This window comes from Streptomyces sp. NPDC051662 (assembly GCF_040681655.1).
In the GTDB taxonomy this organism is placed as follows: domain Bacteria; phylum Actinomycetota; class Actinomycetes; order Streptomycetales; family Streptomycetaceae; genus Streptomyces.
This window is the reverse complement of sequence record NZ_JBFAZD010000003.1, coordinates 549,310-572,354: the sequence shown is the minus strand read 5'-3', so window position 1 is coordinate 572,354 and position 23,045 is coordinate 549,310. Positions and strand designations below refer to the sequence as shown.

Sequence of the window (23,045 nt, the reverse complement as noted above, 5' to 3'; positions counted from 1 at the left end):
AATGAAACTACCGGTCACGGCCCCTGTCCCCGCCGCTCATGTGTGTCATCCTCCCGACCGGGGACGCGTACGGTGATGACCGCCGTCGGCGACATCGCATTCGTGGGACGTACCGCTGAGCTGGAGCGTATGGATCAGTGCCTGCGAACAGCACGGTCCGGCAAGGCGTCGAGTGTGCTTGTCCAAGGGGCAGCGGGTATCGGGAAGAGCGCACTCGTGAGCCGCTGGCTGGCAGGGCTCACGCCTGAGAACCTCCCCGTGCTCCGAGCCGCCTGCGACCCGTCCGAGGAGGACCTGGCATTCGGTGTGATCCGGCAGCTTTGATCGCCGGCGGTGACCTGGAGGGCGCCGATGCGGCCTTGGCCCACCTGGCGGCGCTGGGCAAGGACGCTCCCTCGCTCCGCACGGCCGTGATGTGGCTCTCGGGTCGGCTGTCGCAGGCGCGTGGAAAAGGCAGGCGAGCTCGTGACTGTTCGAAGAGGGCCTCGGCTTCCCGCCTCCTCCGACCACCCGCCTCTGCACCGGGCGATGCTCGCGCACAGCCACGGCAGGTTGCTGGCCCGGTCGGGGGAGCACCACCGAGCAGCCGCACGCTTCACCCAGGCCCGCGACCTCTTCGCGGCGCTGGCGGCCCGGCCATTCCTCACGCGCTACCGCGACGACTTCGCGGGCCGGCCCTCCGGCAGCCACCACGCGGCCGGACTTCCTCTCTTGGAGCTGACCGACCGCGAGCATGACATTTCCCTGCTCATCGGCCGTGGACTCACCAACAGGGAGATCGCCGCCTGGCTGTTCATCAGCAGCAAGACGGTTGAGTACCACCTCAGCCACGTCTACCAGAAGCTGTCCCTCTCCGGGCGCCGCCAGCTCCGGAACATCGTGCAGCAAAACGGCCCTCTGGGGACCCCCGGCGCCCGGGCGGCATCAGGTGCGGGATCCTCCTGCTCCTGTCCCCCACTTCGAGCAGAAGACTCCCGCCTTTGAGGGCCATCCCCAGAAGACGAGGACGCGCCCGTGAACGGCCGGCAGTCCCGTAGCCGCGGCGCGGCACGAACTGATCAGTCTCGCCGAGTGTTTCCGATACGCCGCGCCCCACGCACGAGCTCATATCCGCAGATCACCGCGCGGATGCCATTCCGAGCGGGCCACGAAATCGTTTGGCCGACGTGCCCGCCTGTGGAAGGCTGACCGCCTGTGACGACGAATGCGGACATGGCCCAGGATCTGGGCAACGAGCGGCTGTTGTACGGGTGCATGGGGCTCGGCGGAGGCTGGGACACCACACCGTACGGCGCGGCGGACATCGCCGAGGCGGAGGCCGCGGTCGAGGCGGCACTCGACAGCGGGATCACGGTGTTCGACCTCGCCGACATCTACCGTCACGGGAAGTCGGAGGCGGTGATCGGTGAGGTTCTCGCACGGGCACCCGGGCTGCGCGAGCGCATCGTGCTGCAGACCAAGTGCGGAATCCGACTGGCCGACGACGACCGGCCGGGCATGTACGACCTGCGGGGTGAGACGATCGTCGCCCGGGTCGAGGAGAGCCTTCGCCGCCTGCGCACGGACGTCATCGATGTACTGCTGCTGCACCGGCCGGACCCGCTGGCCGATCCCGAGGACGTGGCCCGCGCGCTGAACTCGCTGCACCGGCAGAAGCTGGTCCGCGCGTTCGGCGTGTCCAATATGAGTGCAGCGCAGATCTCGCTGCTTCAGTCGTACCTGGACTTTCCCCTGGTGGCGAACCAGTTGGAGATGAGCCTGCACCGCAGGGACTGGCTGGAGGGCGGTGTACTGGTGAACACGGCGGAGGCGGCGTCCGTCGGCTTCCCTCACGGGACGTTGGAGCACTGCCGGGCCAACGGAATCCGTCTCCAGGCCTGGGGCGCCCTCGCGCGGGGCCGCTTCACCGGCCTGCAGGAGACCCCCGTGGAGCAGGCGACCGCGCGGCATGTCGCCGCACTCGCCGAGTCGAAGGGCACGACACCGGAAACGATTCTGCTGTGGTGGCTGCAGAGGCATCCGGCCCGCATCGCACCGGTCGTCGGCAGCGCCCGGCCCGAGCGCGTCCGCGCGTGCGGCGACGCGGCGCGGCGGGACCCCGATCTCACCCACGAGGAGTGGTACGAGCTCTGGATCACCGCACGCGGCGCCGCACTGCCGTAGACAACGGCCGACGACGCCCCCGTCGGCCCTGGTGCAACCGCGCCGCACAGGGCCGACGTGCTCACCTGGGAGTGGGAGCGGTGGCCGGCCGGTTTCCCGCTCGTGCCGACGCCCTACGACAGGCGCGGCCGGTGGGCGTCGATCAGCTCGTGGTCTTCTTCGCCTTCCAGCGGCACTTCGTGCAGGGGGTGATGGCCGGGTCCGTCAAGTGACCCGGCGGGCTGTTCCCGGCCCGCGGAATCGGGCGACGGGCCGTGAGGACGCGTAGCCGTCACCGGTTCACGCATCCTCACGGCCCGCCCATTTCCTTGTGTCAGCGGGTCGGCGCCGACGGACGGATCAGCCCGTGTTCACCTCGGAGGAGAAGGAGTTGACCTTGAGGCCGGCTCCACCTTTCCATGGTTCGAAGCCCGCCTGGACGCTCGTGAGGTACCACGAGGAGTCACCGAAGCCGCGGCTGTTGGCGTGGGCGACGAACTCCTTGACGTCAAAGCTGAGGTCGGCGCGGGCGGACGGGGCCACGAAGGAGATGACCCTGTTCTGACCGTTGCTGCCCTCCCACACCTGCCAGGCCGTGCCCGCTATCGTCACGGTGGTGCCCGTATCGGAGCCGATGGGCTGGATGGGACCGACCTTGTTGGCCCAGATCATGATCTCGACCTGGGACACACCGTCCGTCTTGGGCTCGGGGTCGAGCCAGATGTCGTAGGACGCGTTGTAGATCCCGTCAGCGGTGTAACCGTAGGACACACTGGTCGGGGCGCTGCTGATGGAGCTGATCCGTGCGGGCAGCTTGGTACCCGGCGAGCACGCCGTGTAGTGGCAGCCGTTGAAGATGGACGGATAGGACTTGGGGGCACCGTTGGTGGGGACCTCGCCCTCGGCCTTCGTCAGCTCGAAGCCGGAACCGGTGGGGCTGACGCACTGCTCGCCCTGTTGGTTCCAGGCGTTGTTCTGGACCGTGTACGCGCCGACCGTGGCCCTGTCGTACTGACCACACATCTCGACGGCTTGCGCGGGGCCGCCCAGGGTCATCAGCGCGGCCGATGCGGTGAGGGCGGGCAACAGCGTGTAGGCGGCAGTTCGTATGGAGAGTTTCATTGGGTTCTTCCCATCATGTGGGGATGACGTGGAATGGCTCATGAACTGTTAGGACCGGGACTCGGCGGCGGAGAGGGAGCGGAGATCAGCGCCGGGCCGCACTGCCACCCGCAAGGTCGATCTCGGCGTTCCAGTACGCGTCCGGAGGCAGAGTGTCCCAGGGATTCTCGTCGGCCAGGGTGTCCGGGGTGATATAGACATGCCCGGCATTGCGCTGCCGTGAGAGTTCCATGACCTCACGCATCCGGCCCTCGTCCGGGACGTCATAGACGAGGTGCCAGACCTTGTCGGGGGACGCGCTGCTCTCCCAGGCCTGCGGCTGGTGACCGCGGTAGGAGTTCTCGTCGCCCTCGAAGGTGACCAGGGTGTCGGCGGCCTCGGTGTAACACTCCTCGACACCGGTCCCCGGGTTGTCAACGACCACCGCGTTGTCGCCATAGCGGCTCTCGACGTAGTTCCTCAGCTCGATGTACCGGCCGACGTCGGTGTTTTCGGAACCGCACCGTGCCATGCCCTCGTCGAAGAAGATGCCGCCGAGTCCCGCGCCGCCGTACAGCTGGTACCAGACGTCGACATCGGCCTTGATCTGCCGCATCCACTCGTCCGGGTCCGTGGAGCCGGACCGCGTGGTCACGCCGGTGGTGCCGAAATAGCCGGTCGCCACATAGCCGATGACGGAGATGCCGGCGGCGTCAGCCTTCTTGATGGCGGCGGTGTACTGGTCGTCACCCCCGCCGGGGCCGTTGTACGGGTTGGCGACCGCCAGCCCCACCCCTGTGCCGGCCTGGGTGAGCCGGTCCCACAGCGGGCCGGGGTAGAAGTATGCGGGTACAGAGATCTTCTGTGAGCCCGCCCGAGTAGTACTGCCCGTAGGCGCCTCCGGAGCCGCGACGGCCGGAACCGCGTACAGGGTGAGAGCTCCGGCGGCGGCGAACACCGCGTACATCAGGGAGCGCCTGGAACGCGACGTCATGGTGAACCTCTTTCGTGGGGGGGGTGGGGGGATACCGGATGGTCGGTGGTGTGTCCGTGGCGGGCACGATCGACCGTCGTCCAGGTACGGACCGGCTCGTCACAGGTTCATTTGACGGGTCCGGTGTGGGGAGTGGGAACACACTGAGGGCTACAGAGTCTCGGGGCTCAGCCCGCGCCTCGCGGGACACCGCGTGAGATGTTGGGGGGCGGTGGCGCGGCGCACGGCAATAACCAGGTTGTGCACTTGATCTGCACGTCTGACAACCTCCTTCTGCGGAAAACGACTTCGGAAGGTTCGCGCGTACAAGAAGCCCTCCCACCGCCCACGGCAGGGAGATCGGAAGCGCTTCCGCATACTCTAGGAGCTGCATTTCCGGCTCACAAGGCCGACGATGACGTACCGTCACATCCCTTCCCGATATCGATGACTGAGCGCGACAATTCGACAATGCGCACTCCGGTTGATCGTTGGCACGCCTGCCATGTCCGGGGTTGGGATCGCAACTTCTGCGTACCACTGTCGGCAGTGCTGTTGGGTTCCACGGAGGAACACCTGTCAGGCGTCATAAGGGGGCCAGGAGATCAGCCGGACCGAGCACGGCCGTTGTCGACCTCCTGCTCACTCTCCGAACGGACCAGGGAATATCCCTAGTGACGTGAGTCCGAGGTTCGTCGCTGGTCTGGCGCACTCCCCTTGTCCACGTCTGCCACAGGCCCGCGCATGCCGTGGCATACGCGCGGAAGAACCGTTGATACGGGTCCGAGGCCCGTCTCGGATCGAGTGACGGCGCAGCTCGGCGACCTCGATAGGCGACACGTCAAGGGTCATGCGGGAAGCGGAGGCGCACCGGTCCGCGATCCGGCTATCGGGCTTGGCCGGGACTCATATCGCGATATAGCGTTAGTCTTTCAGTCGCACCGCTCGCCGCGTCGCACGAAGACGTCAACAGGACCAGGACGGAAGCATGTCGGGAGAGATCTCGCCCACCGGGAAGCGCTCCGGCCCCGGTTCGCCGCCCGAGTTGCGGGCCTCACACGCGGACCGCGACCGGGTGGTGGACGTGCTGCGTGTCGCGGCCGGGGACGGTCGGTTGACCGCGGCCGAGTTGGACGAGCGACTGGAGGCCGCCCTGTCGGCGCGGACCGTCAGCGAACTGGCCCCGCTCACCGCCGACCTGCCGCCTGTATCGACCTCGGCCGGCACGGCCGTAGCGGAGGTGAAGGATGTACTCCGGATCGACCAGAGGTTCAGCGCGGTCAATCGTGTGGGGCACTGGGTGGTGCCGCGGAGGATGGAGCTCGCGGCGGAGTGGTGCGACGTGACGCTCGACTTCACTCAGGCGGTGATCACGCAGGACACTCTTCGGATCGACGTGGACATGCGCGGAAAGACCCTGACGCTGGTCACAAAGCCGGGCATCGTGGTCGATGCCGATGCCCTGACACTGGAACACAGCGCGTTCACGTTCCGTCAGGCTCCGGATCCTGGTACGCCGATCACGCTGCGAGTGGAACTCGTCGGCAAGAAGAGCTTTGGCCGCGTCGTGGTGCGGCCTCCACGTCGGACGTTCGGACAGTGGCTGCTGCGCAAGCCCGCCTCTCCCCCCGCCGGTTGATTCCGCTCAGTCGAAGTCATCAGCCTCACGGAAGAGAAGCACGGCCCCGGGGTACGGAGTGGGAGACCCATCCCGTACCCGGGTCACGGGGACTCCGACCTCACCGCCGCGCGTGCTTGGGCAAGGTGAGGATCTCGGCTCCATCAGTGGTGATGGCGATGGTGTGCTCACTGTGCGCTGTCCGGCAGCCTGTCGCACTTCGGAGCGTCCAACCGTCGGCGTCGGTGACGAGTACGGCGGTGTCCGCCATGACCCATGGCTCCAGTGCCAGCAGCAGCCCAGGGCGCAGTTTGTATCCACGGCCAGGCCGTCCGGTGTTCGACACGTGCGGGTCCTGGTGCATCGTTGATCCGATGCCATGACCTCCGAACTCGGTGTTGATCGGGTACCCCGCCTCGCTCAGGACCGTGCCGATGGCATGGGAGATGTCACCGATGCGAGCCCCGGGCCGGGCCGCGGCGATCCCCGCGGCCAGCGCGCGTTCGGTCGCGCGGATCATCGCGACGCTCTCCGGGGGCTCCGCGTCGCCCACGATGAAGCTGATGGCGGCGTCCGCGGCGACTCCGCCTTTGGAGACGGCGAGGTCGAGTGTCAGCAGATCGCCGTCGGCAAGTGTGTAGTCGTATGGCCGTCCGTGGAGCACGGCGTCGTTGACGGCCGTGCAGATGTAGTAACCGAACGGGCCGCGCCCGAAAGACGGCTCGTAGTCGACGTAACAGGACTGCGCCCCCGCCTCGACGATCATGGCCTGGGCCCACCGGTCGATGTCCAGAAGGTTCGTGCCGATCGCGCTCCGGCTCTTCAGCGTCTGCAGGATGTCAGCGACCAGGGCGCCTGTGTCCTTTGCTCGGGTCAGTAGGGTGGCGTTGAGGATCTCGATCATGCCGCGCTCTTCTCAGGGAACCAATAACTATACCGGCCATACTATACCGGTATAAGAATCGGAGTCATGGTCGGGGTGCCGCTCGCTCCCGCAGAGATCGGAACGGGGACAGCGCCAGTGGGCACCGCCTTGTTTCCGCCGGAAACACGGCGGAGTCCGCCGATCTCGCTGGTTAGTGTCGTGGAATGAGTACTCATACCTTCCGTATCACGGTCCGTGGTGTCTTCGAGGGGCTCAGCACCGATCAGCGGACCGAACTCCTGGCACGCGCCGCGGAGCACGACGTCCTGCGCGCGGCGTTCACACCCGAGGGACATCTCAGTTACGACCTCGCAGCGCGCGCCGCCTTCACCTTCCGTTTCCTCGATTCCGGGGAGGAAGAGGAGGACATCCTGGAGGCGTCCGAACGCGCCGAAGAGGCGGCGAGGATGTGGCTGACCGAGCGGGGCTACGGCTACAAGAATCTCAGGTCCCAGGCCGAAGACCTCTCCCAGGCACCGCTGGGCAAACGGCAGCGCCGCGCCGCGGCCCAGAAGAACGCCTGATCCCGCCGCCGCACTCTCCTCGCCGCGCCGTCGAGCAGGTACGCAGGTTCTGGCCCCGCTGACCATCACGGCAAGCGGGCGGCACTGACGCCCCCCCCCGGATCGCGGGCCCCGATATCCCAAGCTCCAAGCCAAGGACTCCATCCGGCCGTCGATTGCGCCGGGTGGATCTGGCCGAGGCACTGGGGCTGGATGTCCACGAGCCGGCAGCAGGCCGGCGGGGCCGCCGCCGGTGATCGCGACGCCGGTGTGCTCGGGTATCAGGTTTCCTTGTCCGGGCCGGTGAGGTTGCCGAGGAGGGCGGCCAGGACGGGGCCGGGCCGCTCGACGTTCGCCAGGTGGGCGGCGCGGGGGATCTCGATGAGCGTGGCGCCGGGGATGCCGTCGGCGAGTTCCCTGGCGTGGGCGGGCGGGGTGGCGGGGTCGTCGCGGCCCGCGACGACGAGGGTTGGGCAGCCGACGCCGGGCAGGTCCCCGCGCAGGTCGAAGTCCGCGAGCGCGTCGCAGCAGGCGGCATATCCGGCGGGATCGGCCGCGAGCAGGTCTCCGACGAGGGCGATGGCGGCCGGGTCGTCCCGGAAGGCGGCCGTGAACCAGCGGTCCCTCGCCTGCTCCGCCAGGGGCCTCATGCCATCGGTACGGACGAGCGCGGCCCGGTCCCGCCAGCCGGCCGGTTCCCCGAAGCGCGCGGACGAACAGACCACGCCCAGCGAGGCGACTCGTTCGGGGTGGTGGATGGCGAGCCATGTGCCGATGGCTCCGCCCAGCGAGACCCCCGCGTAGGCGAATGTGGCGATGCCGAGCCGGTCGGCGAGGTCGAGCACGAGCGCGGCGAGGTCACTGACGGATGCGCCGGGCCCGACCAGTTCGGCTTTGGACGCGCCGTGGCCGGGCAGGTCGTAGCGGATCACGCGGTGACGCCGGGCCAACTCCGTGACCTGCGCGTCCCAGACGCGCAGAGACGTCCCCAGCGACGGGCCGAGAATCAGCGGGGGCGCGTCCGACTGCCCATCCACGCGGTGGTGGAGCCCGGCCTTGTCCACTCGGCACCTCGGGTTCGTCCAGCGAACTTTAGTTCGCTATTATCCGGGCCAGAGTGTGTACCTGGACGGCGTGTACTGTCAACGCCCACTGTTCGTCATGGCTCTTCACGCATGTCTCGCACGTTGGAGCACCGCATGACCTCCCCTTCGACTGCCGTCCCGCCCCCGGAGGCTGTGGGTCCGCTCATCCGGGGCCTCGCCGTACTGCGCTCATTGTCCTCCGGTGACCAGCAGCGAGCCGGGGACCTGGCACGCGCGACCGGACTCGCCCGCAGCACCGTGGACCGGATCCTCGCGACTCTGGAGGCCACCGGACACGTCCGGTTGGACGGGCACGAGGCCGTACTCGCCCCCCGGGCGATGGAGTTCGGCAACGCCTACTTGACGTTCTGCCGCCTCCCCGACCTGCTCGGTCCGTTGGCCGACCGGCTGGCCGACACCATCGACGAGTCGGTCTCCATCTCCGTCCCCGACCTCGACGGCGTGCGCTTCGTCCACCAGGCCACGCGGCGGCGCGCGATGTCCCTCACGTTCCGGATCGGGGACCTCCTCCCCGCCGAGCGCGGCGCGCCGGGGGCGCTGTTCGCCGCCGGCTGGACCGAACGGGAATGGGACGCCTGGCGCCATCGCCGTACCGCCGACCCGAACGGTGTCGGGTTCCGCCATATCCCGGCCGACGGCGGCTCGGCGGCAGCGTCCTTCCCCGACCGCGTCGCCACGGCCCGCGCGGCCGGATTCGCCGTGGACGATCAGCTCATCGAACCCGCGCTCATCGCCATCGCCGCGCCCCTGAACGCCCCGGACGGGACCACGGCCGCCGCGATCAGCGTCGTCAGCCACACCAGCCGCCACACCGCCGGCACACTCGCCGCCACCGTGCTGCCCGCGCTGCGGGACACCGTCGCGCGCATGCGCGATGTGCTCGCCACGCCAACACCACCCGCCGAACCCGAATCCGTCGGGCGACCGGAAGCCACTCCGGTGCGGTCGCTGGCGCGCGGCCTCGCGGTGCTGACCGCCCTCGGAGGCTCGCCCGACGGTCTCACGCTCACCGCCGTCGCCCAGGCGACCGGCCTGCCCCGCGCCACGGCTCGCCGATCGCTGATGACACTGGAGCACCTCGGCTATGCCGCCGACGGACGCCTCTTCCGCCCCACGCCCCGAGTCCTCGATCTCGGCTACGCGGCGCTGTCACAGCGAACCCTGTCGCAGATCGCCGAGCCGCATCTGGCCACGCTGGTGGGTCAGGTTCACGAGTCGGCGTCGATGAGCGTCCTCGCGAACACCGATATCCGTTACATCGCCCGGGTGCCGACCGTACGGATCATGAGCGTCAACATCACCGTCGGCACCCGCTTTCCGGCCTATGCCGCCTCCATGGGCCGCGTTCTGCTGGCCGGGCTGCCCAGCGAGGAGCGGGCTGCTCTCCTTCGGCGGACCAAACCGGTCGCGCTGACCAACAGGACCGTCACGTCGCACCGGCAACTCCTGGAGATCCTCTCCATCGTGGAACATCAGGGCCACGCCTTCGTGGAAGACGAACTGGAGGAGGGGCTGCGCTCGATCGCCGTCCCGGTCCGCGACCTCACCGGACAGGTCGTCGCGGCCGTCAACGTCTCCAGCCACACCAGCCCCGAGCCATCGGCTCAGGCCCTCGCCCGCCTGCTCCCGCCACTGCGTGCGACGGCGGCAGCCATCGAAAGCGATGTCCGGATCGTCGGCCGCCACCAGGCCGTCACCACGCCTTAGAAGTCCTCCCGCCATTGCGGTGACTACGGGCTGTACGACGCCCAGTGCCCTGGACGAGTAAGTCCGAAGTCCCCGTTCACTGGCCGCGCGATGCCGCGCCCGGGCGCTGACGTCCGGTCGGGCACGCTCCAGTCGGCCGGCGGCCCAGAGATTACGTCAGGTCGGGCTCAGGCACCCACGGTCCCGTCGACACCCTCGCGCAGGAAGTCCGCGTGCCCGTTGTGGCGGCCGTACTCCAGAAGCACGTGCACCATCACCATGCGCAGCGATACCTCCTCGCTCCACCTCGGCTGATGCCCAACCAGATCCAGGGATTCGGCCTCCCGCTCGACGCGGCGCGAGTTCTCCACCTCGGCCTCCCAGGCCGCGAACGCCTCGGCCCCGGTCGACGCGCTCGCGTCGTACGCCGCCTGGAAGTCGATCGTGTCGGACCAGACCATGGGCGCGTCGTGGTCCTCGAACACCCGACGGAACCACGCGCGCTCCACCTCCGCCATGTGCCGCACCAGGCCGAGCAACGACAGCGTCGACGGCGGCATCGAACGCTGTCGCAGTTCCTCGTCGGTCAGCCCTTCGCACTTCATGGCGAGGGTCGCCCGGTGGTAGTCGAGGAAAGCCCGCAACGTCTCGCGCTCGCCACCCATGCTTGGCGGTCCTCTGCGCTTGTCGCCGCTCATCGGCCGTGCTCCTCATCCGTGCCCGCGTTCAGGGCAAGTATCCACCTGCCGTCGCCCGCCCGTGGACGAGGGCCGTCCGGTCCGGCTCGTGCCCCGCCTTCTCGTAACGGCAGCTCTTCCTCGGGTGGGCTGGACGACCTCCTTCGTCCAGCCCACCCGTCCCTGTGTCCAGGTCCTAGCCGACGGCTACGGCGCTGCGCAGTGCCTCGCGCACCACCCCGATCACCTCCACCGCGCGCGAGCTGAGGTAGAAGTGGCCCCCGCGGAACACCTGGATGTGGAACGCGGCCGTCGTGTGGGCGCGCCACGCGTCGGCTTCCGAGGGCGTCGCCTTCGGGTCGTCGTCGCCCACCAGGGCGGTGATCGGGCAGTCGACGGTCGCCTCCACGGGACCGTACGTCTCGATGGCCCGGTAGTCGCTGCGGATGGCGGGCAGCACCATCCGCAGCAGTTCCTCGTCACCGAGCACCTGGGCGTCGGTGCCGCTCAGAGCCTTCATCTCGGCCACCAGCCCGTCGTCGTCCCGCTGGTGGACGGTCTCCACGCGCCGTGTCGACGGTGCGCGTCTGCCGGAGGCGAACAGCATCGCGGGCGTCCGGCCACCAGCCTCAAGCCTGCGCGCGACCTCGAACGCGACGACCGCGCCCATGCTGTGCCCGAAGAACACCACGGGCCGGTCGAACAGCGGCGCCACCACGGGCGCGATCCGGTCCGCCAGCACACCGATGTCGTCCACGCTCGGCTCGGTCCGCCTGTCCTGGCGGCCGGGATACTGGAGGGCCACCACATCACTGTCGCTCGCGAGCGCGGCCGAGACGGGGAAGTAGAAGCTCGCCGATCCGCCCGCGTGCGGGAAGCACACCAGCCGGACCGGAGCGGCCGACGCGGGGTGGAACCGGCGGAGCCAGAGGTCGTTGCCATCGGCAACTGTCATGTCGATTCGTCCGTTCTGCTGTCGTTGTCGTGCTCAGAGTGTTCAGAGGGTGGTGTCGTCCGGGCCGTCGCCCAGCCAGGCGCGCACGGCGAGCGCCGTGGACTCGGAGTGGTCCTCCATGATGGTGAAGTGGTCGCCGGGGACGTACGCGTCCTCGTGCGGGAGCGGCCACTCGGGCTCCCAGTCGTCCTCGGTCTCCAGTGCCGCCGACTCCCCCGGCGGGAAGGTGGCGTGCACGTACAGCGTCGGCGCCTCGACCGGTTCGGGCTCCCAGTCGCTGAACACGGGCACGTAGCCGCCCTGCCCGGTCAGCTGCGCGCCGTTCATCAGCTCGAACGCCTTGCTGCTGGAGAGGCGTTCCCTCAGCGCCACCTCCAGCCGGTCCTCGAACGAGGTCGTCGCGGTGTGGGTGTCGAGCAGCACCACCGCCGCCGGTGCGCTGCCCTGTTCTTCGAGCAGCGCGGCGACGGCGTTGGCCAGCCACCCGCCCGATGAATAGCCGAGGAGCACGAACGGCCGGTCGCCCGCCTGTCTCCTGACGGCCTCGGCCTGGAAACGGACGACCGCCTCCCTGGTCGCGGGCAGCGCCTCGCCCGCCGCGAAACCGGGGTGGGGCAGCACGGTCACGTCCCGCTCACCCTCGAACACCGGGGCGAACCAGGCGAAGTAGTGCGGGCCGGAGGGTGCCATCGTCGGCGGGAAGCACAGCAGCGGGGTGCCCGGTCCGGTCGCCAGCGTGACCGACGGCAGTGCGGGCACCTCGTCCGGTGCCGTGAACACCGGCCGCACCCGGGCGGCCGCGGTCACCATGTGCCACCCCTCCTCGTACAGCCCGAGATCACAGGACTGCCGGAACAGGCCGGTGAACGTGTCCTCGGCCGCCAAGGCGGTGGGTGCGGCGGGGGCGACCACGGTCCCCGAGGCGAGTTCGCGCCGCAGGTACCCGGCGAGCGCCGGGCCCGTCGGCTGGTCGAACACGACGGTGGTGGGCAGGCGCAGTCCGGTCGCGCTCGCGAGCCGGTTGCGCAGTTCCAGCGCGGTCAGGGAGTCCAGGCCGAGCTGGGTCAGGGAGCCGGAGACGTCGAGTTCGTCCGACGAGTAGCCGAGCACGGCCGCCGCCTGGTCCCGGACGACCCGGAGCACTTCCCGGTCCTGCTCCTCCTCCGTCAGACCGGCCAGCCGTCGCGCCAGCCGCTCCTCGCCCGTGCCACCCGCGCCGGCCGCCCTGGTGGCCCGCGGACGCACGAGGCCGCGCAGGAGGGCGGGCACGTCGTCGGGCGCGCCGCGCAAGGCGCCGACGTCGAGCCGCATCGGCACCACGACCGTGTCATCCGCCGCGCACCCGAGGTCGAACAGCGCGAGGCCCTGCTCCTCGGTCAGGCCGGTGACACCGGAGCGGGACATCCGCGCCACGTCGGTCCCCGCCAGTCCGTCGGTCATCGCGCCGGTCGTGTCCCACAGGCCCCACGCCAGCGACGTCGCGGGCAGACCGGCTGCCCTGCGGTGGTGGGCGAGTGCGTCGAGGAATGTGTTGGCCGCGGCGTAGTTGCCCTGGCCGGGGTTGCCGAACGTGCCCGCGGCGGAGGAGAACAGCACGAAGGCCGACAGATTCAGCCGGCGGGTCAGCTCGTGCAGGTGCCAGGCCGCGTCGACCTTCGGCCGGAACACCTTGTCGATGCGTTCAGGTGTCAGCGAGCCGATCACACCGTCGTCCAGTACTCCCGCCGAGTGCACCACACCGGTCAGCGGGTGGTCGGGGTCCACCCCGGCCAGGAGTTCCGCCAGCGCACCGGGGTCGGTGACATCGCAGGCGGCGAGCGTGACGTGCGCGCCGAGGCCGGCGAGTTCCGCGCGGAGGTCGGCGGCGCCGGGCGCGGTGGCGCCGCTGCGGCTGGCCAGCAGCAGATGCCGGACGCCGTGGCCGGTCACGAGGTGCCGGGTGACGAGGCCGCCCAGCGTGCCGGTGGCGCCGGTCACCAGGACGGTGCCGCCGGGCGCGAACTCGATCGGGGACTCCGCCGCGGAGGGTCGGGACGGTGCGATGCGCGGCACCAGCGGGTCACCGGCGCGCACCGCCACCTGCGGCTCGGCACCGGCGAGTACGGCGGGCAGCGCCGCCCAGGACGCGTCGTGCACGTCCACGTCGACCAGCACGAACCGGTCGGGGTTCTCGGACTGTGCCGACCGGATCAGGCCCCACACCGTCGCGTTGGCGACATTGGGCACGTCCTCGTCCGGCTCGGTCGCGACGGCCCAGCGGGTGACGAAGACGAGGCGGGAGTCGAGGAACCGGTCGTCGGCCAGCCACTCCTGGGCCAGCCGCAGCACGCGGAGGGCGGCGGCGCGGGCGGCGGAGACCGGCCCCGAGCCGTCCTCGACGCACGGCACGACGACCATCTCGGGCACCCCGGCCTCGGCGAGGGCCGCGAGGTCGCCGTATTCCTCTACGGTCATGCCCGCCGCGGCGAGGCCCGCGCCGACCTTCAGGTCGTCGGGGCCGATAACAGCGCAACCGCGGGAAGGAGCGGGGGTGGCCGCACGGGTCTGTGCGGCCACCCACTCCAACCGGAACAGTGAATCGCGGTGGCGCGCACCCCATTGGTCCGCGGCGATCGGCCGCAGGACCAGGGATGCGACCGTCGCCAGGGGGTTTCCCTGTACGTCGGTCAGCTCAAGGGAGACGGCGTCGGGCCCGGCCTGCGTGAGCCGTACCCGCGCCGTGGTGGCACCGGTCGCGTGCCATCGGACCCCGCTCCAGGAGAACGGCAGCCGGGGGCGACCGGCGTCCTCGACGAGGTCGCCGAGCGTGCAGGCGTGCAGCGCGGCATCGAGCAGCGCCGGGTGGACCCCGAACGACGTGGCGTCCCGGTGCTGGGCCTCGTCCAACTCGATCTCGGCGTACACGGCGCCCTCGCCGCGCCACGCCGCTCTGAGGCCCTGGAAGGCGGGCCCGTATCCGAACCCGGCCTCCGCCAGCCCGTCGTAGAGACCGTCGATGTCGATGGATTCGGCTCCGGCGGGCGGCCATTGCGTGATCGCGGCAGGGTGGACGGGGGCTCCGGTGGTGAGGAAGCCGGTGGCGTGCCGGGTCCAGTCGGTGTCGGCGACCGGGTCGTCCGGGCAGGAGTCGATACTCAGCGCCTGGCGGCCGGAGCCGTCGTCGCCGCCGACCGTCACCCGCAGTCGTACCCCGCCGCGCTCGGGCAGCACCAGCGGTGCTGCCAGCGTCAGTTCGTCCACCTCGTCGAGACCGAGCCTGCCGCCGGCGGCGAGCGCGAGTTCCACGAAGGCCGTGCCGGGCAGGAGGGTCGCCCGCGAGACGGCGTGGTCGGCGAGCCATGGGTGGGTGTCCGTGCCCAGTCTGCCGGTGCATACGAGGCCCTGCCCGTCGGCGAGGTCCACGGCGGCGCCGAGCAGCGGGTGGTCCGCGCCTGCCAGGCCGAGATCACCGGCCGCTTCGCCGCTACGCGGATCACGCGGCGCGTCCAGCCAGTAGCGCTTGCGTTGGAAGGCGTACGTGGGGAGTTGGACCGGGCGCCCGCCGGGGAGCAGCTTCGTCCAGTCCACCCGTATGCCCCGTGTGCCCAGCCGCGCCACGGCGGAGATCAGCGCGGTCTCCTCCGGGCGATCGCCGCGCAGCGCCGGCACGAAGACCGCGTCGGGCGCGGACTCCTGGCCCAGCGCGGTCAGCGTCCCGCCCGGTCCGATCTCGACGAACGTCGGCACGCCCTCGGCCACCAGCGTGCCGACGGCGTCGGCGAACCGCACCGACTCCCGTACGTGCCGCACCCAGTACTCCGGCGAGGCCAACTCCTCGGCCGTCGCCCGCGCACCGGTCAGTGTGGACACGATCGGGATCGTGGGCGCCTCGTAGGACACGCCTTCCAGCACCCGGCGGAACTCATCCAGCATCGGCTCCATCAGCGGCGAGTGGAACGCGTGGCTGACGCGGAGCCTGGTCACCTTCCGACCCGCCTCACGCCACAGCTCCGCCAACACGTCCACATCGGCAGCAACACCGGAAACAACCACCGAGTTCGGGCCATTGACCGCCGCGATCCCCACCGTCTCCGGCAGGTCCGGCGCGACCTCGGCCTCGGACGCCCGGACCGCCACCATCGCACCACCCTCGGGCAGCGCCTGCATCAACCCGGCACGAGCCGACACCACCTTGGCAGCATCAGCAAGCGACCACACACCGGACACATGCGCCGCCGCCAGCTCACCGATCGAATGACCCGCCAACACGTCGGGCCGCACACCCCACGACTCCAACAGGCGAAACAGCGCGACCTCGACCGCGAACAGCGCCGGCTGCGTCACGCCGGTCTCGTTGAGCGCGTCGGCGTCCTCGCCGAACAGGACCTCGCGTACCACCGGGTCGAACTCACCCAGCACAGCGTCCAGGACCTCGGCGAACACCCCGAACCTGGCGGCCAGTTCACGGCCCATCCCGAGCCGCTGCGAACCCTGACCCGAGAACAGGAAACCCACACCGCCCACGGCGACGGACCCTTCGACCAGGCCGGGGAAAGCGCGCCCCTCAGCCAGAGCGGTGAGCCCGTCCAGCAGTGTCTCGCGGTCGTCGCCGATGACAACGGCCCGGTGGTCGAATGCCGATCGCGTCGTCGCCAACGAGTGGGCGACGTCCACCACCCCGGCCCCCGGCTCACCCGTGAGGTGTTCCCGCAGCCGGATCGCCTGATCCCGTAACGCCTCCGCGTGACGCGCGGACAGCACCCACGGCACGACGCCGTCGACCGGCGCGGACGCGTCGGCGAAAGTGGGCTCCTCGGCTTCCGGGGCCTGCTCGATGATGGTGTGCGCGTTCGTCCCGCTCACACCGAACGACGAGACGCCCGCCCGGCGCGGCCGGCCCACCACCGTCCAGGGCCGGGCCTCCGTCAGCACGTCGACCGCGCCCGCGGACCAGTCCACGTGCGGGGAGCGTTCGGAGACGTGCAGCGTCCGCGGAAGCACGCCGTGCCGCATCGCCATCACCATCTTGATCACACCCGCGACGCCGGCAGCGGCCTGCGTGTGGCCGACGTTCGACTTCAGCGACCCGAGCCACAGCGGCTCACCGGCACGCTCCTGGCCGTAGGTGGCCAGCAGCGCCTGCGCCTCGATCGGGTCACCCAGCGTCGTACCGGTGCCATGCGCCTCCACCGCGTCCACCTCGGACGGTGCCAGGCCCGCGCTCGCCAGAGCCTGACGGATGACCCGCTGCTGCGACGGGCCGTTCGGCGCCGTCAGCCCGTTCGACGCGCCGTCCTGGTTGATCGCCGAACCCCGCACCACCGCCAGCACCTGGTGACCGTTGCGGCGCGCGTCCGACAACCGCTCCACCACCAGCATGCCGACCCCTTCGCCCCAGCCGGTGCCGTCCGCGTCGGCGGAGAACGCCTTGCAGCGGCCGTCCGGGGCCAGCCCACGCTGCCTGCTGAACTCCACGAAGGCCGCCGGGCTGGACATCACCGTCACACCACCCGCCAGCGCCAGCGAGCACTCACCGGAGCGCAGCGCCTGCGCCGCCAGATGCAGCGCGACGAGCGACGACGAGCACGCCGTGTCCACGGTCATCGCGGGGCCTTCGAGACCGAGTACGTAGGACACGCGGCCGGAGGCGACGCTGCCCGAGCTGCCGAACCCGAGCTGGCCCTCGAAGCCCTCCGGAGCGCGCCGGAGCCGGGCGGCGTAGTCGTTGTACATCACTCCCGCGAACACGCCGGTCGCGCTGCCCCGCAAGGACTTCGGCTCGATCCCGGCCCGTTCCAGCGCCTCCCACGAGGTTTCGAGCAGCAGCCGCTGCTGCGGGTCGACCGCCAGTGCCTCGCGCGGCGACATGCCGAAGAACGCCGGGTCGAACTCGGCGGCGTCGTAGAGGAAGCCGCCCCGACGGACGCTGCTGGTGCCGGTGTGCTCGGGGTCCGGGTCGTAGAGCGCCTCCACGTCCCAGCCCCGGTCGTCCGGGAAGTCGGACACCGCGTCACGGCCATCGGCGACCAGCCGCCACAGGTCCTCCGGTGAGCGCACTCCGCCGGGGTAGCGACAGCTCATGCCGACGATCGCGATCGGCTCGTCCTCGGCGACGGCCGCGCGGGTGGTCGCCGTCCGCGCGTCGTCGCCGAGCAGCGTGGCGCGCAGATGGCCCGCGAGCACCAGGGGCGTCGGGTAGTCGAAGACCAGCGTCGCGGGCAGGCGCAGCCCGGTGGCCGAGTCGAGCCGGTTGCGCAGCTCGACCGCCGTGAGCGAGTCGAACCCGAGTTCCCCGAATGCCCGCTCCGGTTCCACCTCGGCGGCGGACGCGTGGCCGAGTACGGCGGCGACGCAGGTGCGTACGAGGTCGAGCAGCAGCGGCAGGCGCTCGTCCGCCGGGAGCGCCGATACGCGCGCCGCCAGGCTCCCATCGGGCTTGGCGGCCTCGGGGCGCGCCGTGCGCACCAGCGCGCGCAGCAGCGCGGGGACGGCCTCGGGGCGCGCCCGCAGCGGCGCCAGGTCCAGCCGCATGGGTACGGCCACGGCCGACGGCAGCGCGACGGCGGCGTCGAAGAGGCGCAGCCCCTCCTCGGCGGACAGCGCGGCGACACCGGCACGCGAGAGGCGGCCCCGGTCGGTCGCGGCCAGTTCGTCGGTCATGCCGCTCGCGTCCGCCCACAGGCCCCAGGCCAGCGATGTCGCGGGCAGGCCGCCGGCGCGCCGGTGCTGGGCGAGGGCGTCGAGGAACGCGTTGGCCGCCGCGTAGTTGGCCTGGCCGGCGTTGCCGAACGTGCCCGCGGCGGAGGAGAACAGCACGAACGCCGACAGCTCCAGATCGCGGGTCAGCTCGTGCAGATGCCGGGCGGCGTCGGCCTTCGGCCGGAACACGGTGTCGATCCGCTCCGGGGTGAGCGACTCGATCACACCGTCGTCCAACACACCCGCCGCGTGCACGACGGCCGTCACGGGGTGCTCGGCCAGCAGCGCGGCCACCGCCTCCCGGTCGGCCACATCACAGGCGACGGCGGTCACCTCAGCACCGAGGCCAACCAACTCATCGTGCAGCTCACCCACTTGGCCACGCCTGCTCGCCAGCACCAGCCGCCGCACCCCGTGCCGCACCACCAAATGCCGCGCCACCAAACCACCGAGCATCCCACTCGCACCGGTCACCAACACCGGACCCACACCGAAGCCCGGCCCCTCCGACTCCACCGGACGCGCACGCACAAGCCTCGGCACGAACAATTCGCCTGCCCGTACGGCGAGTTGGGGCTCATCGGTCGCGACGGCGCTCGGCAGCGCGTGGACCGAGGCCGCCGAGCCGTCGACATCGACGAGCACGAACCGGCCGGGGTGCTCGGCCTGCGCCGCGCGCACGAGACCCCACACCGGCGCGTTGGCCAGGTCGGGGACGTCCTCGTCGGGGCGCGCCGCCACCGCGCCGGTGGTGACGAACACCAGCCGCGCCGGGCCCAGCCGGTCGTCGGCGAGCCAGCTCCGTACCAGCGCCAGCGCCCGGTGCGTCGCCTCCGCCGGGCCGTCGGCCGAGGGCACGCGGGCGAACACGAGGTCCGGCACCTCGTCCTCCACCAGCGCGGCCAGGTCCGGGTACGTGCGGGCCGGCTCGGAGGTCTCCGTCCGACCGAGCCCGTCCCCCAGGACCGCCCAGCGGGCGGGGGCCGAGGCGGCGGGCCGTACGGGCGACCAGTCGACCCGGAACAGCGAGTCCAGCCGGTCGCCGCCCAGTCCGTCCGCCGACAGGGGCCGCAGGGACAGTGCCTCGACCGAGGCGACGGGGGCGCCGGTGCCGTCGGTCAGGGCGATCGTGACGCCCGAGGCGCCCGCCGGGGACAGCCGGCCCCGCAGCGCGGACGCGCCGCTGCTGTGCAGCCGTACCCCGCGCCAGGAGTACGGCAGGTGCAGCCGCTCCGCGTCGGCGACGAAGCCGCCGAGCCCGATGGCGTGCAGGGCGGAGTCGAGCAGCGCGGGGTGCATCCCGAAAGAGCCCGCGGTGTCACTGTCGGGCAGTTCCACCTCGACGAACACCTCGTCGCCCCGCCGCCACGCGGCGCGCAGACCACGGAACGCGGGCCCGTAGCCGAGTCCCGACGCGGCGAGGTCGTCGTAACGGCCCTCGATGTCGATGCGCTCGGCCCCCGCGGGCGGCCAGACGTCCCCACCGGTGGCCGGGGCCGCCTCACCCACCGCGAGCGTGCCGAAGGCGTGCCGCGTCCACGGCTGGTCGTCGGGCGCGTCGTCGGGCCGCGCATAGGCGCTCAGCGCGCGGCGCCCCGACTCGTCCGGCGCCCCGATGGACACCTGGAGCCGCACCGCGCCGTCCTCCGGCAGGACCAGCGGCGCCGCGAGCGTCAGCTCCTCGACGTGGTCGAGCCCGACCTGGTCTCCCGCTCTGATCGCCAGCTCCACGAACGCGGCGCCCGGCACGAGGACCACGCCCCCGACAGTGTGGTCGGCCAGCCATGGGTGCGTCGGCAGCGACAGCCTGCCGGTGAGCAGGGCGCCCTCCTCGTCCGCCAGGGTGACGGCGGCGCCCAGCAGCGGATGGTCGGCGGGCCGCAGACCCACCGAGGCCACGTCCCACGTATGCGCGCCCGCGTCCAGCCAGAAGCTGGTGCGCTGGAACGGGTACGTGGGCAGGTCGATCCGCCGGGCCCCGCGTCCCGCGAACACCGCCTGCCAGTCGAGGGCGACGCCCCGCACATGCAGTGCGGCGACCGCCGAGGTGAGCGTGGCGCCCTCGGGCCGGTTCGCGCGCGCGCCCGCCACCAGCAGCGCGCCCTCGTCGACGCAGTCGCGGCCCGTCGCGGTCAGTACCGCGTCGGGGCCGAGCTCCAGGAAGTTCGTGACGCCCTGATCGCGCAGGCACCGCACACCGTCGAGGAACCGCACCGCCTCGCGGACGTGGCGCACCCAGTGCTCGGGGTCGCGCGCCTGCGCGGGGGCCAGCACGGCGCCGGTCAGGGTGGACACGATCGGGATCGCCGGCGTCCCGTACGAGACGGTTCGGGCGACGGCGCGGAAGTCGTCAAGCACGGCGTCCACGTGCGGCGAGTGGAACGCGTGGCTGACCCGCAAATACCGGGTCTTCCCGCCGCGTTCCCGCCACGCGTTGTCGATCGCGGCCACCGCGTCGGCGTCGCCCGCGATCACCGTGGACTCGGGGCCGTTGACCGCCGCGATGTCCACCGTGCCACCGTGCTCGGCGACCAGGCCGCGTACGGTGTCCTCGTCCGCGCGCAACGACAGCATCGCCCCGCCCTCGGGCAGCGCGCCCATCAGCCTGCCGCGGGCGGCGACCAGCGCGCACGCGTCGGCGAGGGAGAACACACCCGACACGTGCGCCGCCGCCAGCTCCCCGATGGAGTGGCCCGCGAGGAACTGCGGGGCGAGGCCCCATGCCGTGACGAGACGGAACAGCGCCACCTCGATCGCGAACAGCGCGGGCTGTGTGTAGGTGGTCAGATCGAGCAGGGCGGCGGCCTCGGTGCCCTGCTCGGCGAAGAGCACGTCCCGCAGCGGCCGGTCCAGGTGCGGGTCCAGGCCGGCGCAGATCTCGTCCAGCGCGTGCGCGAATACGGGGAACTCCCCGTACAGCTCGCGGCCCATGCCCACCCGCTGGCTGCCCTGTCCGCTGAACAGGAACGCGAGCTTGCCGCGTGTGCCCACCATGCCGCGCACCAGGTTCGCCGCCTCGCCGCCTGCGGCCAGGGCCGCCAGCCCGCGCAGCAGCTCCGCGCGGTCGGCGCCGACGACGGCGGCCCTGTGCTCCAGCGCGGTCCTGCTCACGGCGAGCGAGTAGCCGATGTCCACGGCCGGCACGTCCTGACCGTCCACGTGGGACAGGAGGGCGGCGGCGCGCTCGCGCAGCGCGGCGGGGTCGTTGCCGGACAGCACCCACGGCACCGCCTCGGCCAGGACGGGGTCGACGGGCTCGCGCAGCTCATCGTCTGGGTCCTCGGCCGGAGCCTGTTCGAGGACGACATGGGCGTTGGTGCCGCTGATTCCGAACGACGACACCGCCGCCCTGTGCGGCTGCCCCGTCGCCGGCCACGGCCGCGCCTCGGTCAGCAGTTCCACGGCGCTCGCCGACCAGTCGACATGCCGGGAACGCTCGCCGACATGCAGCGTCCGCGGCAGCACGTCGTGCCGCATCGCCATGACCATCTTGATGACGCCGGCGACGCCCGAAGCGGCCTGGGTGTGGCCGATGTTGGACTTCAGCGACCCGAGCCACAGCGGCTCACCGGTACGGTCCTTGCCGTAGGTGGCCAGCAGCGCCTGCGCTTCGATCGGATCGCCCAGGGTCGTACCGGTGCCGTGCGCCTCGACCGCGTCCACCTGGGCCGGGGTCAGTCCCGCGCTGTCCAGCGCCTGCCGGATCACACGCTGCTGGGAGGGGCCGTTGGGCGCGGTGAGACCATTGGACGCACCGTCCTGGTTCACCGCGGAACCGCGCACGACCGCCAGCACCTGATGGCCGTTGCGCCGGGCGTCGGACAGCCGCTCCAGCAGCAGCATCCCGGCGCCCTCGCCCCAGCCGGTGCCGTCCGCGCTGTCGGAGAACGACTTGCACCGGCCGTCCGCGGCGAGGCCGCGCTGCTTGCTGAAGCCGATGAACGTGTTCGGGGTCGCCATGACGGTGACACCGCCCGCGAGGGCGAGCGAGCACTCGCCCGACCGCAGCGCCTGCGCTGCCAGATGCAGCGTGACCAGGGAGGACGAACAGGCGGTGTCCACCGTGACGGCCGGCCCCTCCAACGCGAACGTGTACGACACCCGGCCGGAGGCGACGCTGCCGAAGCTGCCGGTGCCGAGGAAGCCGTCCAGCCCCTCCGGCACCGACCGCAGCCGCGACACGTAGTCGTGGTACATCACACCCGCGAACACGCCCGTCCGGCTGCCGCGCAGCGACGACGCGTCGATCCCGGCCCGCTCGAACGCCTCCCACGACGTCTCCAGCAGCAGCCGCTGCTGCGGGTCCATCGCCAGGGCCTCGCGCGGCGAGATCCCGAACACGCCGGGGTCGAACTCGGCCGCGTCGTGCAGGAATCCGCCCTCGGTGAGGAACACGCGGTCGGGGTCCTCGGGGTCGGACAACTCGACGTCGCCCCAGCCCCGGTCGGTGGGGAAGGCCGTCACGCCGTCGCGGCCGTTCGCGACCAGCTCCCACAGGTCCTCGGGGGAGTGCACGTCGCCGGGGTAGCGGCAGCTCATGCCGATGATCGCGACCGGCTCCTGCTCACCGTCCTCGACCTCGCGCAACCGCCGACGTGTCTCACGCAGGTCAGCGGTGACCCGCTTCAGGAAATAACGGAGCTTGTCCTCGTTGTCCATGCCGTCTCTACTCCAGGGAACG

The 23,045-nt window shown here is 71.2% G+C and carries 14 protein-coding genes; 7 read left to right on the top strand and 7 right to left on the bottom strand.

What is annotated here, in order from left to right:
* Positions 1–75: 75 nt before the first annotated feature.
* The 4 genes from AB0M67_RS07580 (at position 76) to AB0M67_RS07565 (ending at position 2,375) form a co-directional block, all read left to right on the top strand.
* The gene (locus AB0M67_RS07580) at positions 76–324 is read left to right on the top strand and encodes an AAA family ATPase (protein WP_365743666.1); all 249 of its coding nucleotides are present in this window, start codon (positions 76–78) and stop codon (positions 322–324) included.
* Between the two features lie 204 nt (positions 325–528).
* Positions 529–984, top strand: a complete 456-nt coding sequence (locus AB0M67_RS07575; protein WP_365743664.1) for a helix-turn-helix transcriptional regulator — start codon at positions 529–531, stop codon at positions 982–984.
* 228 nt (positions 985–1,212) lie between these two features.
* Complete coding sequence (locus AB0M67_RS07570) at positions 1,213–2,163, top strand: aldo/keto reductase (RefSeq protein WP_365743662.1); 951 nt, start codon at positions 1,213–1,215, stop codon at positions 2,161–2,163.
* 80 nt (positions 2,164–2,243) lie between these two features.
* Positions 2,244–2,375, top strand: coding sequence for a hypothetical protein (locus tag AB0M67_RS07565; protein ID WP_365743660.1), 132 nt, complete (start codon positions 2,244–2,246; stop codon positions 2,373–2,375).
* A gap of 127 nt (positions 2,376–2,502) precedes the next feature.
* On the opposite strand, the gene AB0M67_RS07560 is transcribed toward AB0M67_RS07565, so the two are convergent.
* Together AB0M67_RS07560 and AB0M67_RS07555 are read right to left on the bottom strand one after the other, a co-directional pair.
* Entirely contained in the window at positions 2,503–3,264 is a 762-nt protein-coding gene (locus AB0M67_RS07560; RefSeq protein ID WP_365743658.1) for a hypothetical protein, read from the bottom strand.
* Positions 3,265–3,349: 85 nt separating this feature from the next.
* Positions 3,350–4,237 (bottom strand): spherulation-specific family 4 protein, encoded by an 888-nt coding sequence (locus AB0M67_RS07555; RefSeq protein WP_365743655.1) that lies wholly within the window; start codon positions 4,235–4,237, stop codon positions 3,350–3,352.
* 967 nt (positions 4,238–5,204) lie between these two features.
* Between AB0M67_RS07555 and AB0M67_RS07550 the strand changes: the two genes are divergently transcribed.
* Positions 5,205–5,855, top strand: a complete 651-nt coding sequence (locus AB0M67_RS07550; RefSeq protein WP_365743653.1) for a DUF1707 domain-containing protein — start codon at positions 5,205–5,207, stop codon at positions 5,853–5,855.
* Positions 5,856–5,955: 100 nt separating this feature from the next.
* Here AB0M67_RS07550 and map read toward each other — a convergent pair whose 3' ends face one another.
* Positions 5,956–6,738: a type I methionyl aminopeptidase gene (gene map / locus AB0M67_RS07545; protein WP_365743651.1), complete on the bottom strand. Its 783-nt coding sequence runs from the start codon at positions 6,736–6,738 to the stop codon at positions 5,956–5,958.
* A 185-nt stretch (positions 6,739–6,923) separates the two neighbouring features.
* Here map and AB0M67_RS07540 point away from each other — a divergent pair, with 185 nt between their 5' ends.
* The gene (locus tag AB0M67_RS07540) at positions 6,924–7,283 is read left to right on the top strand and encodes a DUF6204 family protein (RefSeq protein ID WP_365743649.1); all 360 of its coding nucleotides are present in this window, start codon (positions 6,924–6,926) and stop codon (positions 7,281–7,283) included.
* A 260-nt stretch (positions 7,284–7,543) separates the two neighbouring features.
* On the opposite strand, the gene pcaD is transcribed toward AB0M67_RS07540, so the two are convergent.
* On the bottom strand, positions 7,544–8,326 hold the full coding sequence (gene pcaD, locus AB0M67_RS07535; protein ID WP_365743647.1) for a 3-oxoadipate enol-lactonase: 783 nt from the start codon (positions 8,324–8,326) through the stop codon (positions 7,544–7,546).
* A 135-nt stretch (positions 8,327–8,461) separates the two neighbouring features.
* Between pcaD and AB0M67_RS07530 the strand changes: the two genes are divergently transcribed.
* Positions 8,462–10,075, top strand: coding sequence for an IclR family transcriptional regulator C-terminal domain-containing protein (locus AB0M67_RS07530; protein ID WP_365743645.1), 1,614 nt, complete (start codon positions 8,462–8,464; stop codon positions 10,073–10,075).
* Positions 10,076–10,242: 167 nt separating this feature from the next.
* On the opposite strand, the gene AB0M67_RS07525 is transcribed toward AB0M67_RS07530, so the two are convergent.
* From AB0M67_RS07525 to AB0M67_RS07515, 3 genes are all read right to left on the bottom strand, one after another.
* The gene (locus tag AB0M67_RS07525) at positions 10,243–10,752 is read right to left on the bottom strand and encodes a DinB family protein (RefSeq protein WP_365743643.1); all 510 of its coding nucleotides are present in this window, start codon (positions 10,750–10,752) and stop codon (positions 10,243–10,245) included.
* Between the two features lie 175 nt (positions 10,753–10,927).
* A complete protein-coding gene (locus AB0M67_RS07520; RefSeq protein WP_365743641.1) occupies positions 10,928–11,686 on the bottom strand; it encodes an alpha/beta fold hydrolase in 759 nt (252 codons plus the stop codon).
* A gap of 42 nt (positions 11,687–11,728) precedes the next feature.
* The gene (locus AB0M67_RS07515; protein WP_365743639.1) at positions 11,729–23,023 is read right to left on the bottom strand and encodes a type I polyketide synthase; all 11,295 of its coding nucleotides are present in this window, start codon (positions 23,021–23,023) and stop codon (positions 11,729–11,731) included.
* Between the last annotated feature and the right edge of the window lie 22 nt (positions 23,024–23,045).